At 70.0% G+C, this 14,458-nt stretch carries 10 protein-coding genes, 1 tRNA gene and 1 pseudogene; 6 read left to right on the plus strand and 6 right to left on the minus strand.

Annotated features, from left to right (window positions below):
- Positions 1–425 precede the first annotated feature (425 nt).
- Positions 426–1,370 (minus strand): annotated as a pseudogene (locus tag ACWFR1_RS12420) (flavoprotein); the annotation flags it as partial.
- Positions 1,371–1,380: 10 nt separating this feature from the next.
- On the opposite strand from ACWFR1_RS12420, the gene ACWFR1_RS12425 reads away from it, so the two are divergent.
- Together ACWFR1_RS12425 and ACWFR1_RS12430 are read left to right on the plus strand one after the other, a co-directional pair.
- On the plus strand, positions 1,381–1,869 hold the full coding sequence (locus ACWFR1_RS12425) for a hypothetical protein (protein ID WP_453549651.1): 489 nt from the start codon (positions 1,381–1,383) through the stop codon (positions 1,867–1,869).
- On the plus strand, positions 1,866–2,000 hold the full coding sequence (locus tag ACWFR1_RS12430; protein WP_453549654.1) for a hypothetical protein: 135 nt from the start codon (positions 1,866–1,868) through the stop codon (positions 1,998–2,000). The genes ACWFR1_RS12425 and ACWFR1_RS12430 overlap by 4 nt, the downstream gene beginning before the upstream one ends.
- Positions 2,001–2,115: 115 nt before the next feature.
- Here the strand turns inward: ACWFR1_RS12430 and ACWFR1_RS12435 are convergent, their stop codons facing one another.
- Positions 2,116–3,141, minus strand: a complete 1,026-nt coding sequence (locus ACWFR1_RS12435) for a hypothetical protein (protein ID WP_453549657.1) — start codon at positions 3,139–3,141, stop codon at positions 2,116–2,118.
- A gap of 505 nt (positions 3,142–3,646) precedes the next feature.
- Here ACWFR1_RS12435 and ACWFR1_RS12440 point away from each other — a divergent pair.
- A tRNA-Arg gene (locus ACWFR1_RS12440) sits at positions 3,647–3,719 on the plus strand.
- 135 nt (positions 3,720–3,854) lie between these two features.
- Here ACWFR1_RS12440 and ACWFR1_RS12445 read toward each other — a convergent pair.
- From ACWFR1_RS12445 to ACWFR1_RS12455, 3 genes are all read right to left on the minus strand, one after another.
- On the minus strand, positions 3,855–5,540 hold the full coding sequence (locus tag ACWFR1_RS12445) for an MFS transporter (RefSeq protein ID WP_453549892.1): 1,686 nt from the start codon (positions 5,538–5,540) through the stop codon (positions 3,855–3,857).
- 416 nt (positions 5,541–5,956) lie between these two features.
- Positions 5,957–8,317: a serine hydrolase gene (locus ACWFR1_RS12450; RefSeq protein WP_453549660.1), complete on the minus strand. Its 2,361-nt coding sequence runs from the start codon at positions 8,315–8,317 to the stop codon at positions 5,957–5,959.
- A gap of 138 nt (positions 8,318–8,455) precedes the next feature.
- Complete coding sequence (locus tag ACWFR1_RS12455; RefSeq protein WP_453549662.1) at positions 8,456–9,619, minus strand: RNA-guided endonuclease InsQ/TnpB family protein; 1,164 nt, start codon at positions 9,617–9,619, stop codon at positions 8,456–8,458.
- A 267-nt stretch (positions 9,620–9,886) separates the two neighbouring features.
- Here ACWFR1_RS12455 and ACWFR1_RS12460 point away from each other — a divergent pair, with 267 nt between their 5' ends.
- From ACWFR1_RS12460 to ACWFR1_RS12470, 3 genes are all read left to right on the plus strand, one after another.
- Entirely contained in the window at positions 9,887–10,588 is a 702-nt protein-coding gene (locus tag ACWFR1_RS12460; protein WP_453549665.1) for a GOLPH3/VPS74 family protein, read from the plus strand.
- 188 nt (positions 10,589–10,776) lie between these two features.
- Positions 10,777–11,637 carry a helix-turn-helix domain-containing protein gene (locus ACWFR1_RS12465; protein ID WP_453549666.1) on the plus strand — a complete coding sequence of 287 codons (861 nt, stop codon included), beginning with the start codon at positions 10,777–10,779 and terminating at the stop codon, positions 11,635–11,637.
- Positions 11,638–11,828: 191 nt separating this feature from the next.
- Complete coding sequence (locus ACWFR1_RS12470) at positions 11,829–12,038, plus strand: DUF397 domain-containing protein (RefSeq protein ID WP_453549668.1); 210 nt, start codon at positions 11,829–11,831, stop codon at positions 12,036–12,038.
- A gap of 130 nt (positions 12,039–12,168) precedes the next feature.
- On the opposite strand, the gene ACWFR1_RS12475 is transcribed toward ACWFR1_RS12470, so the two are convergent.
- Positions 12,169–14,214: a tetratricopeptide repeat protein gene (locus tag ACWFR1_RS12475; RefSeq protein WP_453549670.1), complete on the minus strand. Its 2,046-nt coding sequence runs from the start codon at positions 14,212–14,214 to the stop codon at positions 12,169–12,171.
- Between the last annotated feature and the right edge of the window lie 244 nt (positions 14,215–14,458).

Raw genomic sequence — 14,458 nt, forward strand, 5'->3', positions numbered from 1 at the left:
AGGCCCTCCCGCCGACGCGGGTCCGCCCGGCGCCCTCCCGCCGGAGCCTGCCCCACCAGAGGCCTTCCCGCCGACGCGGGTCCGCCCGAGCCGCGCCCGCCGGAGCCTGCCCCACCAGAGGCCTTCCCGCCGACGCGGGTCCCCCCGGCGCCCTCCCGCCGGAGCCTGCCCCACCAGAGGCCCTCCCGCCGACGCGGGTCCGCCCGGCGCCCTCCCGCCGGAGCCTGCCCCACCAGAGGCCTTCCCGCCGACGCGGGTCCGCCCGAGCCGCGTCCGCCGGAGCCGGATCCGCCACAGGCCTGTCAGCCCGAGCCCTGCTCACCGGATGCCCGGCCCCCACAGGGGCGCCCCCGGGATGCCCCGTCCGACACCACGGGCGGTCGTTCCGGCCGCGACCCCGTTCGCACGGGTGTGCGTATCGATCACTAGCCGCAGGAAGGTGCCGGGGCCGCGCCGCCGAGCTGGATCAGGGCCGGGGCGGGTGCGCAGCAGCCACCGCCGTCGGCCGCCGCGTCCTGCTGGGGCTGGTCGAAGAGTCCGGCTCAGCCACACACCCCGGTCTCCGGCAGGACGAGCTCGACGCGCTCGGCGGACTCCCGGTCGCCGGCGATGGCGTCGACGACGGAGCGGACCTGCTCGTAGCCGGTCAGAGCGAGGAAGGTGGGCGCCCGGCCGTAGGACTTCATCCCGACGAGGTAGAGGCCCGCCTCGGGGTGCGACAGCTCGTTCACGCCGTGCGGGTAGACGGTGCCGCAGGAGTGCTGGTTCGGATCGATCAGGGGCGCGAGTTCGACCGGCGCCTGGAGGCGCTCGTCCGGGCCGAGGCGGAGTTCGCCGAGGAAGGACAGGTCGGGGCGGAAGCCGGTCAGGACGATGACCTCGTCGACCGGGTCGAGGCGTCGGCCGTCCTCCGCCACCGGGACGAGCTTGTCGCCGTCGCGCTCGATCGTGTCCGTACGGAAGCCGGTGACGGCGTCGGCGTGACCTTCGTCGACGGCGGCCTTGGCGGCGAGTCCGAGGGCGCCTCGGGCGGGGAGCTGGTCGGCGGTGCCGCCGCCGAAGGTGGAGCCGGAGATACCCCGGCGCAGGATCCAGGTGGCGTGCGTACCGGCGCCGCCTTCGGACTTCGCCAGGCCGGAGAGCAGGGCGAGGGCGGTGAAGGCGGAGGCGCCGGAGCCGATGACGGCCGTGCGCTTCCCGGCGTACCGGGCGCGGGTGGCCAGGTCCTTCAGGTCGGGGACGCGGTAGGAGATCCGGGCGGCGGCCGCGCGCTCGCCGAGGGCGGGGAGGCCGTCACCGCCGGCGGGGCTGGGGATGGACCACGTGCCGGAGGCGTCGATGACGGCGCGGGCCAAGGGCCTGGGTCCCCGCGGTGGGGATGTGGCCGCGGGTTCCGCGCAGGAAACGGTCGACCCCGTCACGGGCGAGATGCGCAACCACCGGGTCGACCCCGCCGCCCGCGACGACTACGAGAACGGAGAGAAGGCGAAGCGGCCGGTACGCGGCACGAAGTGGTTCTTCGGATCCGGGCGCGGAGACGGCTACTGGACCCGCGTCATCCTGACGTTCGCACACGTGGCGGGTGGCGAGTACGAGGGCGAGGCAAGCCGCTGGTACCACCTGCTGAAGATCCCCTGCCGGCACGGGGACCACGACTACCGCATCCCCGTCGGCATCACCACCACGGCCGAGGACAGCGCCCTGCGCGACGCCGAGACCGGTCGGCGAATCCCCAGCACCACGAACGCGGCTTCCACCGCGCCGAGTACCTCCAGCAGACCCTCTCCCACCAACTGGTCTACCCGTACCGAAGCGACTCCGGGTCCGTCCACAGCCAGTTCGACCTCAGCCTGTGGAACTGCCGGATGATCGCGTACGGAGTCGAGCGCCAGAAGGTCTTCGTCCTCGGCTTCGCGCTCTCCCAGAACGTCACCAGTCACCAGGTGTTCCTAGAGGGCCGCCGCGCCAACGCCGTCATGGAGCGCCGACGCAGTGCGTGATCACGACCGGGCCACCGGGCCATCGCGCTCCTTCCCGGTGGTACACAGGGCGTGGTAGCGGCCGGAAGACCGCTACCACCCCTGCCGATTCACCTCTTCGTGGAGTGACACACGCTCACCGAGGGACAGGTACCCGATTGTCGATCGTCACCACGACCGGGTCTCCCTCCACGGAGAGCGTCCGGCTCAGCACCCGCGCCACCGCGTTGTAAACCTGTGAGGCCATGGCCCAGTCGGCATAGGAGACCAGCTCATCGACGCCCTCCCCCCGGAGGCGGGATTCCGCGACACGGTGAAGCGACAAGAGCACAGCAACCAGCGACCGCCCCGAAACCACCGCGGCCACCAGGCCGCCCTCACGCTCCTCCAGAGCCGGTGTCCGGAAGTGCGGGTGACTACCGACCTGAGCGGCCACGAACTCCCAGGTGTCCCGGTGGCAGACCAATGTCGCCGACGCGACGCTGCCGGCCCTCATGATCGCCCAGATCCGGCCCGCCGAGCTGAAGGGATACGGCTCCTTCGTCGGCTCGCTCGTGGCCGCCTCGCCGGACTCCCACAACGAGCGACGCCCCACCTCTTCCTGCTCCTCCGGGGAGCCCACCCCTTGCGCGGCAGAAGCTTCCGTCTCCGGCTCCCCCTCGGCCGCCGCGGCTGACACCTCATACTGCGGCCGCTCGTCAGACTCCGCGCTCCTAGGCACTTCGGCGTCAGCGGGAGCGTCGTCCGCCGCCGGGGCCAGCTCCCCCTCCGACGCCTGCTGGTGTCCGGACGGCGACTCCGACTCGCCCCCAAGGCCCTCGCCAGCACCGGAACTCACCTCACGTGGCACCTGGCCGTACAGCAGTGTCAGCACCTCTCCCACATCTCGTTGCAACCCTTCGAGCGCGCCGTGCAACCGGTCGACGTCCCGGCGCAGGTCGGTCACCGCGTTGACGGCCTCGCTCGCGCGCTTGCCCGCGTTGTAAGCGCTGGCTCGCGTCTCCTGCTGGGAGGCCTTCAGATCCGCAAGGCTGTTGTCCCGCAGCTCTCCGATCTCACCGGCCAACGCCCCCCGAAGTTCCCGGTCCAGTTCGCTCACGCGGCCGTCGAGGCCGGCGATCGACGCCTTCATCTCGTTCTTCGTGTCGATCAGGATCGTCACGATGTCGTCCCTGCGCACCGAAGCGCCCTCCACCCCTGGGGAAAGTAGCCAGTCAAATGCCCTGAGTAGTTTCGCGAGGCGAGGGCGGCGCGTACGCACATCCGTGAACATGGCTGGATCCCTGCACGGACTGTCCGAAGAAGCCGCACCGGTGCCGCGCCCGCAGCTACACGGACGCCAGGTGCCAGAACGGACATCCGACTTCACCCGCGCACTGCCGACACCTTGATCACACCGCCCCCGGCCACCACGCACCCCACCAAAACTTCCCAGGTCAGAAGGCATCGCGCGAACGCGCGGCGTCTCTAAGTGGCAACGGGGGCGACCTCCGTAACCCCTATCCGCTAGGCTGTCAGCGGTCAGTCGACCTTCTGGGCACCTGCCCGGGAAAGTGTCCCTCCGGACCCCATCCCGGCACCGCCTCAGGAGAGCTTGACCAGGGTGTTTGTCTCACTCCGCCCGGCATCCCCCACTGGGGTTTCCGGCACGGTTTTCGACAACCCCCGCCTTCGTAGCTCAGGGGATAGAGCACCGCTCTCCTAAAGCGGGTGTCGCAGGTTCGAATCCTGCCGGGGGCACAATGCGTTACCGCTCCACTCCGGGGCCTGGAGACAGGTTCCGCTCGGCCTCGGACGTTACGTCCGGGGCCGTTTGCATGGGCGAGGACATTGCTCGTCCGAGTGGAGCGGTGGCAGCGCTCGGGCACCAGCCTTCTAGCGGAGTTCCTCCGGGCAGGGGGTGCCGCGGGACAGCTTGTACGGGGCGGCCAGGCGGTAGACGCCCGCCTTCGGGGCGACCAGTTCGGTCCACTCGTCGCCCTCCGTGTCCGCCTCCGCCTTGAAGAGGCAGCCCTCCTCGTTGGCGAAGACCTTCGGGAGCTCCGTCTCCGACTCCTCGCGGGCCAGCTTCGAGGCCTCCGTCTCCTGCGGCGCCTCGATCTTGCCGCCGTTCTCGTCCATCAGCGCGAGCCACGGCGAGTACGGGACGCGGATCTGGACCCGGCCGGGGCTCCCGACGCGGATCACGACCTCGTTCTCCTCCGCGCTCAGCACCTCCGCGGGCGCGTCCGCGAGCGGAGTCGGGTTCTCGACCTCGTACAGCCGCCAGTTCTCGTCCGACCAGACCTGCTCCAGGTACGGCAGGCCGGCCTCGACCAGCTCCGCCTCCTGTTCGGCGCCCGAGTCGGGGGCGCCCGTCGGCAGGACGACGTAGTGGACGGCCCAGCGGTCGAGCCAGTCCTGGTAGTTCACGGCGTTGAGCGTGTCGTCGTAGAAGAGCGGGTTGCGCTCCATGTCGGCCTGCCGGTTCCAGCCCCTCGCCAGGTTGATGTACGGGCTGAGCGCGGACGACTCGCGGTGGCTGGACGCCGGCACGACCTCGACACGCGCCTTGCCCGCGTCCCGCACCTGGAGCTGGTTGACCAGCGGGGCGAGCTCGCGCGCCCAGGAGGCGTCCGGGGCGGTGCGGATGACGTCGTCGACACCCTTGAAGCCGATCCAGAAGTTCAGTCCGGCGAAGGCGAGCAGCAGCGCGTACCAGCGGCGCGAGCGCGGCGCCGTGTACGGCAGGGCCGCGAGCAGCACGACGCCCGCGAAGAGCATCGGCAGCCGCGAGATGTTCGAGCCGATCTGCGAGTCGATCAGCCAGGTCAGGAGCGTGCCGACCGTGTAGACCGCCGCCGCCGTGCGGACCGTGCGCCAGTCCCCCGGGACCAGGAAGAAGACCAGGACGCCGAAGAGGAGGGGGAGCGCCGTCGAGCCGAACGCCATCGGCTGCGTACCGGAGAAGGGGAAGAGCCAGGAGGAGAGTGCGACCACCGCGACCGGGGCGAGGCCGAGGGCGTACGCGCCCGGGCGCCGCTTGTTGAGGAACAGCGCCGCCGCCGCGACCCCCAGGAACAGTCCGGCGACCGGGCTGCACGCGGTCGCGAGACCGGCCAGCGGGGCGGCGACCGCGGCCTTCGCCCACCGCTTACGGCGCCAGCGGTGCGGCCAGCAGAAGACGGCGGCGACCGCGCCGAGCGCGAACATCATGCCGAGGCCGAAGGTGACCCGCCCCGAAAGCGCGTTGCAGAGGAAGGCGAAGACGCCCGCGAGCGAGCAGGCCATCGGATTGCGGACCGCGGGCACGCGCACCAGGATCAGCGCGGTCAGCGCGGCCGACAGCGTCCCGGCGACCATCATCGTGCTGCGGACGCCGAGCAGGGACATCAGGTACGGCGAGACGACGCTGTACGAGACCGGGTGCATCCCGCCGTACCAGGCGAGGTTGTACGCGGAGTCGGGGTGCCGTCCGACGAACTCGGCCCAGGCGTCCTGGGCCGCCAGGTCCCCGCCGCTGTTCGCGAAGAAGTAGAACCAGAGGATGTGGGTGACGGCCGCGACCGCGGTGGCGGCCATGACCGTGTAGCGGCGCTTCCGCCGCCAGGGCGGGACGGACGGCGCCGCGGGTCGGGGCGCGGCCGGGGCCGTGGCCGTGCGGGGCTCCGGGGCGGGCCGCTGGGAGGGGAACACTATTCGCGAAAGGGAAGAGGGCGCCGCCGATTCACGGGCGGAATCGGCGGGGTCGACTGCGCGGCGCGCTTCTCGGTCGGCTTCATCGGTGTGGTCCTCGCCGTCGGCGTGGTCGGCTCGGCCCGCGCGGTCCGTGCGATCGGCGCGGCCCGCGCGCGTCGGCTCAGCGGTGGTCACTGCTGCCCTCTCCCGTGCTGCCCGTCTCGCTTCTCGCGTGGGTCACGCGTGCTTCTCGTCCCCCCGGAAACGCTAACAGCCGGGCGCCCCGGAGGTCCGGGGTGCCCGGCCGAGCGGGTGGCGGCTCAGCCCACGCGCGTCAGTTTCTTGTCGAAGCCGGGCTCCACGAGGTCCGTCTGGAGGGCGACCGGGGCGCTGACCCTGCCCACTCCCGTACCGATGGACACCTGGCCGACGACGTCGCCCGCCTTGCCCGAGCGCGGGACGGCCTTGCCGCCGTCCGTGAGCTCCAGCTTCACCCGGAGGCCCGGCCAGCCGATGGCCTTGAGCTCCTTGGTGGCCACGACCGGCGTCCGGCCGCCGAGCCCGTCGTCGATGTATCCGAGCACCTGGTTCTTGCGGACCACGGCGGCCGAGGTGACGTCCTTCTGGGCCTGCTGGATGATCTTCAGGCTGTTGTCGATGGCGAGCTGGAGCTTGTCGTTGAGCTGCTTGGCGTCCTTCGCCCCCATGACGATGCCGAGGATGCGGCGATTCTTGCCGTCCACGACGGTGTTCGCCGACCAGAGCAGATTGCCGCCCGCCGGGGTGGAGGAACCGGTCTTGATGCCGCTCACACCCGGCTCGAGCAGGATGTTGTTGTTGTTCTCGATCCGGCCGGGGATGCCGTCGACCGTGACGTTCGGCATGTTCACGATCTCGCGGAACACGTCGTACTGCATGACCGCCTTCGCCAGCTTCAGCTGGTCCTGCGGGGTCGACATGGTGCTGTCGAGCAGACCGGACGGGTCGGTGTACGTGGACTGGGTCATGCCCAGTTCCTTCGCGGCGGCGTTCATCTTCTCGACGAACGCGGCCTCCGAGCCGGCGTCCCAGCGGGCGAGCAGCCGGGCCACGTTGTTCGCGGACGGGATCATGAGGAGCTCCAGGAGCTCCTTCTCCGTGTAGGTCTGGCCCTCCTGGACCGCCGCCGTCGACTCGTGCGCGGCCTTGCCCTGCTCGGCGGCCTTCTTGTCGATCTCGATCTCGGGGCCCTTCTGGCTCCCCTTGAGCGGGTGGTCGCGGAGGATGACGTACGCCGTCATCGTCTTCGTGACGCTCGCGATCGGGGCCGGCTTCTGCGGGCCGTAGAGCCCCATGGAGCCGACGCCCTCGACCTCGACGGCGCCCTGGCCCTCGGTGGGCCACGGCAGCTTCAGCTCGCCGCCGTCGAAGGTGAACGTCGGCGCGGCGGAGAGCGTCAGGACGGGCGCGGGCAGCGGCCTGACCATCTGCACGATCGCAAAGACGATCAGCAGGAGCACGACCAGCGGGGTCCAGATCCGCACCCGGCGCGCCGTCGTCCGCAGGGCGTTCGGCTTCGGCGGCGGGGTGTTCGTCAGCTCCGCGAGCAGGTCCAGCGGAGGCAGCGGCGGAAGCGGCTGCTGCCGGGTCCGCTCGGCCTCGACGAGGGACGCCGGCGGTACGGGGGCGGCGGGCGCGGACCCGAAGGCCTTGGGAGCCCCGCTCGCGGCCCCGGGGCCGGGCGCGGGCACCTTGGGGGTTCCCTGCGCCTTGGGGGCCTCCTGGGCCTTGCGGGTCTCCTCGGCCTTCCGGGACTCCTCGGCCTTCCGCTCGGCGGGGATGTCCGCGCGCAGCGGCACGAACGTGCTCGTGCGCTCGCTGTCGGACTCCGCGAGCAGATCGGCCGGGAGCTTCAGCGCGGTCGTCGGCTGGTCCACGGCGGGTGCCACAGGCGGACGGACGATCTTGAACATGGCGGTCGGCTGATCGACCGGCGCGTCGGCGACCGGTTCACTGTCGGCCGGTTCGCTGTCGACCGGTTCGCTGTCGACCGACTCGTCAGAGGCCGGCTCGTCGGCGGCCGCGGGCTTCTCGGCCTCGCTCGGCTTGCGCGCCGCGAACCAGGACGCGGCCTGCGCCTTGTCCTCGACGAGCTCGTCGACGGGCTGCTCGGCGGCCTCGTCGGTGGACTCCTCGTCGCCGGTGGACTCCTCGGCCGCGTTCTCGTCGGCCGGTGCGTCGGACTCGCCGCCCTCCGGCTCCGACTCCGATTCCGACCGGGCCCCGGCCTCGGCCTCGACCGCATCCTCGGGCTCAGGGGCGCTCTCGGACCCGGACTCGCGCTCGGAGTCGTCGTCCGCCGAGGCGACCCACGCCGCCACAGCCGCCTTCAGTCGCTCGCTCCCGGGCTCGTCCGCGGACGGGGACGCGTCCGGCTTCGGGGCCGCCGCCGGCTTCGGTGCGTCGTCCTCCGACGTCCGGGGAGCCAGCGTCTTGAACACGGCCGTCGGCTGATCCACCTGAACCGACGACTGCGACGGCTGCAATGCCTGCGACGACGAAGCGGACTCTGACTCACGGAGTGCGGAAAGCCGAGGATCCCGGCTGCCGCCGCCCGAGGCCGCCGTCTCCTCCGGCGACCCCTGCTGCTCCGCCTTGTCGGGGGACTCGCCCGCCACCGTGCCTCCTTCATGCGCCGTCATGCGTACATCCGAACCGTCTACCAGTGTCCTGTGTCAACTTCTCGGCCTTGAGGGACCGAGTTTGTCACTCGATCCGCGAAAGGCCGCGATGGCAAGTGGAGCGCGACTGGCTGTCGCGTGGTTCCCCTGCGTCCGGAATCAGCGTGTGCTGGTTCTGGGGCGGTTGACCGCGCCCCGCTTCCACGCGGCTTCGCCTCGGTGGGCGATGTTGCGGGAGCCGTTATGGTCCGCGTGCATGACGGTCCCGCAGGACCGGCAGACGAACCGTGCTTGAGTCACCCTGTTCGTGCGGTGGGTGTGCCAGCACTCCGAGCACTGCCGGGAGGTGTTGCGCGGGTCCACGAAGACCACGGGCACCCCCACCCTGCGTGCCTTGTACTCGACGAAACCGCCGAGCTGGGCGAACGCCCAGGAGTGCAGTCGTGCCCGCTGGTCCTTCTTGGCCGTAACCCTCTGCCGGATGCCCGAGAGGTCTTCCAGGGCGATCCCGCGCGAGGTGCGTTCAGCGGTGGCGACGAGCTGTTTGGCGATGATGTGGTTGGTGTTCGCGGCGTGCCGCGCCTCCCGGCGACGGACACGCTTCAGGACCCGCTTGGCGGACTTGGTCCGCTTCTTCTGCAACTTGCGCCGCAGATCGCGGTGTCGCTCGCGATACCGGTTGAGCCTGCGGCCGGCCATGATCTCGCCGTCCGACGTGGTGGCGATGTTCACGATGCCCAGGTCCACGCCGAGGAAACCGTCCGGATCGAACACCTCGGGCTCGGGCACGTCGACAGTGGCGGCCAGGAAGAACACGCCGTCCCGCATCACCAGGTCCGACTCCCCCCTGCGCGAGGCCAGGAGCCGCATGGCCTGCTCGGAGCAGACGAACGGGATGTGCTTGATCCGCCCGGCCACGGTCCAGATCGACACCGTACGGGCGTCGAGGTTCCACGTCAGGATGCGGTCGTCGAACGGCTGCGCCGCGTCCTCACGGAAGACGATCGGCTTCGACTCCGCCCGCAGGCGGCGCTTCGAGCCCTCCCGGCCGAGGTTCCCGGCCTTGATGTTGCTCTTCAGGGTGGCGTAGGCGTCGCAGACCTTCTTCACGACCCGCACGGCGGGTTGGGCTCCGAGGTCGTACTCCGCCTTGAGGGCGAAGTACACCTCCTCCTGCAACACGTTCCGCCGCTTGAGGCCCTTCGCGAACGCCACCTCGGAAGCATGGTTCGCCGCCCGGTTGCAGGCACGCAGAGTCGCCGCCAACGCGTCCGCGTCATGCGCGGACGCAGGCAACAACTTCACCAGCGTGACGATCTTCACGCAAAACACACTACTACGACGGGTCGTCCGAAACCGACCTGCATCGAAGCACACCCGAAAGAGCTCCACCGCAACGCGACTCCGCATCAAGACGCCGATTCGTCCCGGGGCTTCGACCCCGGCCTCCCGAGAGCCGTTTCCGTCCCGTGGCTCCCGTGCTAGACGAGAACGACATACCTGTTGGTTCCCGGATGAAGCGCCCAGGCACTCTCGACAGATGGATGTGAGAGGGGTCACCCTGTCATTCATCCACGCGGGGAGGCATGGATGGGCAAGAGCCGCAGAACTATTCCGGAGGAGCTTCTGCTGCTCGCTCTGGACCCGACGACGGGTACCACAGCGCAGCCGCAGTCGCTCGACCTCGGCCTGGCCGGAGCACAGCTAGTGGAGCTGGCTCTGGCAGGACGGATAGCCCCAGACGGGGATCGTATCGCCGTGGTGATGCCACGGCCGACCGGAGATCCGACCTTGGACTCCGCACTGGAGCTGCTGCGCAGGCGTGGCAGCCCGGTTCGGGCCGTCCACTGGATCGGCGGACCCCGACTGGGGCTCCGTCAGACGTATCTCTCGCATCTGGAGCGATGCGGCATGGTGCATGCCGTGGAGACCCAGATGTGCGGGGTGTTGCCGACGACTCGCTACCAGGCGACGGACACGGCGATCAGCAGGGAGATCCGTTCCCGGCTGGACAATGCGATCCGCACCGGCGTACCGCCGGACCCGCGGACCGCGGCGCTTGCCGCACTGGCCCACGCGGTCGGTCTCGGGAAGCACCTGTACCCCGGAAACGAAGGACGGTCGTCGCGGTCCCGGCTGCGCGACCTGATCCGGCACGACCCGATGGGCGGCCTCGTGGCACACGCCGTGATGGACGTCCAGAACGGTGCGGCGGCACAGCCGCGCCGTGCGCCCGCCGCGGGCGTACCGGCGCAGCCACGCGGCAGCATGGCCCGCGCGGCGGCTCACTGAACCGACGCGCGAGGACCACGAAGGAACCATCCCGGGAGCCGCACAGGTGTGCGGGGCGGCCGTGACAGCCGCCCCGCACATGTGCGTTGTGCCGGTTTCCCAGCGCGTACCTGGCCTTTGGTGGCAGTCTGCCAAGCAGTAGATACTCACAGCTACGCAGGCAGACAGCAGCCGGAGGTGCAGTTTCCGTGGCGTCCAACGTCAACCCCACCGTCAGGCGACGCCGATTGGGCCAGGAGCTGCGCAAGCTCCGAGAAGCGAAGAACATGACGGCCGAGCAGGTCGCCGAGCGCCTTCTCGTCTCCCAGTCCAAGATCAGCCGTCTGGAGAACGGCCGTCGTTCCATCAGCCAGCGCGATGTGCGCGACCTCTGCGGGGTGTACGAGGTCGAGGACGAGCGCATGGTCGACTCGCTCATGCAGATGGCGAAGGACTCGCGCCAGCAGGGCTGGTGGCACGCCTTCGGCGACATCCCGTACAGCGTCTACATCGGCCTGGAGACGGACGCGGCGTCGCTGCGCGTGTACGAGTCGCTCATCGTTCCCGGTCTCCTGCAGACGCGTGAGTACGCGCAGGCGGTGATCGAGGGGATGTGGCCGGAGGCCACCCCAAACGAGATCGACAGGCGCATCCAGATCCGTCTGAAGCGCCAGGACCGCCTGTCCGATCCGGTGAGCCCGCTGCGGTTCTGGGCCGTCATCGACGAGGCACTGCTGCGCCGCGTCGTCGGCAGTCCGCAGACCATGGCCGATCAGCTGAGGCATCTTGCCCAGTTGAGCGAGAAGCCGCATGTCACGCTCCAGGTACTGCCGTACGGCGTCGGCGCCCACCCTGGCATGTACGGAAAGTTCGCCATCCTGGAGTTCCAGGAGGCGACGGATGCCAGCGTCGTCTACCTGGAGGGCGTCACCAGCGACCTCTATCTGGAGAAGGCCAACGACGTCCAGAGCTACGCAGTCATGTACGAGCACCTCAGGGCGAAGGCGTTGAGTGCCGAGCAATCCCGGGAGTTCATCCTCCGCGTGGCCAAGGAACTCGAGGAGGCCTAACCGGCTCCGATGATCCGCGCACGATACACCGCCAGGTCCTCAGCGCAAAGATTTCAATGGAATATGCCATCCGGATGGGTGAACGCGTCTCACCGCCGGTGGTGTTGCGGCGTAGCGTCGATGGCAGAGCCGCTGCCGCAGCGGCTGGATCGCGCATCACCCACCCCACTGGCACAACCATCGGAGTCACGATGCTGTTTCGGCACGACGCGCTGACGGAATGGACCAAGTCCTCATACTCGGCCGTCAATGGCGACTGCGTGGAGGTCAAGACTCAGGGGCACCTCCTGGTCCGCGTTCGGGACTCGAAGGACATCGCCCGCTCAAGTCTCGGTTTCTCCGCCGAGACCTGGTCGGAGTTCGTCCTCATCGTCAGCGAACGCGACCGCCCCGGCGTCTGACGCCCACGACACACCGCACCCCCAGGAATGCCCTCTCGACTGGATCGCCGTCCCGGCCGAGGGGGCTGGTTGCTGTCCAGGGTCCTGTCCCCCCTGGGTGCCTTCCTGGGTTCTGCTCGCCGGACACGACCTAGCCGACGAGGCCGCGCGTCCTGACTGTGACCGGGTCGCCCGGTCCCAGCACCTTCTCGCACAACGGCAGGTTCTGCCGAGCCAGAGCCTGCGCCTCGGCCACCTCACCCGCCGCCGCCAAAGCCTCGGCCAGGCTGGCGCGGTTCGTGAGGAGGTACGGGTGCTCCCGCCCGAGCGCCCGTTCCTGCCCCAGGATGACCCGGCGTCCGAGGGAGAGGGACTCCTCGACCTGTCCGAGCTTGCCGAGGATCCAGCTCAGCAGGACAGTCGCGGAGAGGGCGAGCGCGTGGTCGGGGCCGTGAACGAGCTCGCGGCCCTCCAGGGCTCGACGGGCCTCGCCTTCCGCCTGCTCCGAGCGGCCGAAGCGATAGAGGCCGTATGCGTAGTTGTGGCGAGCCGTGACGGTGGTGAAGGAGTCGTTGCCCAGGTGTTCCTCGCAGGCAGCGACGATCTGCGGCCCCACGCGGTCGAACTCCTCGACGGCGTCGGAATCCGCGAGGTATTCGATGAGTAGGGCACTCGCGTGAAGGGTGTCCCGATGATGCTCACCGAGGACTCGCGCACGGATCTCTGCCGTCTCCCGCAGAGCTGCCAGGCAGTCGTCGATCCGCTGCAACTGGCTGAGCGGTTCGTGAATGTCCTGCCGGCTCTCCAACGTCTCCGCATGCTCCGGTCCGAGCAGCCTTTCCCGGGCGCCGAGTACCCGGCGGTGCAGCGCTTCCGACTCCTCGAAGCTCCCGAGCCGGAACAAGGACACGGCTGCGCGGTGCTCCGCGCGGAGCGTCGCTGGATCAACAGGCCCCAGCCACTGCCCGGCCGTCTCCGCGGCGGCTTGCGCCAGGGTCAACGCGGCCCGGAAGTCACCGCCGTCGAAAAGGTGCGCGGCAAGGCGCGTCGCGAGGGACACCGCGGGGTCGGCACTGCCGGCTCCCTCCACTCGTCCGAGCAGGCTTGCCGCGTGGGGGACCAGGTGACCCACGGGGTCAGCGTCCTGCGTCCGGGCGCCGGCTTCAGGGGCGGCACCCTGGAGAAGTCGCGCGGCGGCCGTGGTGAGCAGCGCCCGCTGCTCCGTGGGGACAGTGGCGGCGACGCTGTCCAGGACGACGCCGTGCGTCTTGACGCACCGCACTGCCTCACCACCGACGTCGAGGCTGACGAGTGAGACGAGTGAGTGGTCCAGAAGCCCCCGGAGGGCAGCCTCGACGCGCAGCCCGGTCAGCGGTGGGTGCAGAGAGCCCAGTTGTGCCGCGTTCACGGCATCAGGGCGGATCAAGGACAGGGGCACAGGGTCGGAACTCCAGCATGACAACAGCCTCAGAAGCGACACGCATTCGGGGACGCCTTCCTCCGCAAGTGCGGCCAGCGAGATTTCCCAGGTTCGCCCCACCATTTGCCGAGCGTTTCTCTCGGCGTTGCCCGGGCTCGCTCCCTGGTCGATCAGTTCCGTCGGGTTGTCGTCCAGGTGGCGGCTGTAGTCGCTCATGGACCAGCTCTCCAGGAGTTGTCGTGACAGGAAGGACCCGGCCAGCGTGAGCGCGAGAGGCAGGCAGTCGAGTCTGCGCGCCACCGTCTCCGCTTCCTCGGTCGATCCCGCCTCCGGCGCGAGGTCACGCAGCACCAGCGCGGCATCCTCGACCGGCAGCACTCCCAGGTGATGAAGGTCCGCTCCGTGCCACACCGGGGAACCGGCCTGCCGTGTGGTGACGATGACCGTGCCCTGCGGACTCTGCCGCAGCCAACTACCTTCCCCTAGCGCGGTGGGATCATCCGCGTTGTCGAGGACGAGGAGCCACGGTTCCGAGGAGGAGTGAAGGTAGTGCCAGACGAGGTCGGCCGCGGCGCGCTGTCCCCCATGGGCCGCGGCCAGCTCGCCGGCTTCCGCACCGCGGTCGGCGGCGACGGCCAACATTCCCGCGCGAAGCGTGGAGCGTTCGGAGGCGTTGACCCACAGACCGATGCGTCGGCCCCCGCGCGTCACCTCGTTGAAAACGGCCTGCGCCACTGCTGTCTTGCCACAGCCGCCGAGCCCATGGAGGACGTGCACTCCCCCGGTCTCTTCTCCCGCCGCCGTCAGGAGACCCCTCGTGAGCTCCCGGCGGTCTCGCAGCACCACCGGGGTCCGCCCTACGAGCGGCATGCGCACCGAGTCCGGTGCGGGCGGAGCCGACCCGAGTCTGCTCCGGGGTATCTGGACGATCGTTCGCCCCACGGACGGATCGAAGAGGGACCGAGCATCGGGTGAGGGGTAGTGGTGGTGGTGCTCGGTCACATGCTGATCGCCCTGGGCC

This window comes from Streptomyces sp. NPDC055103, from assembly GCF_053607625.1.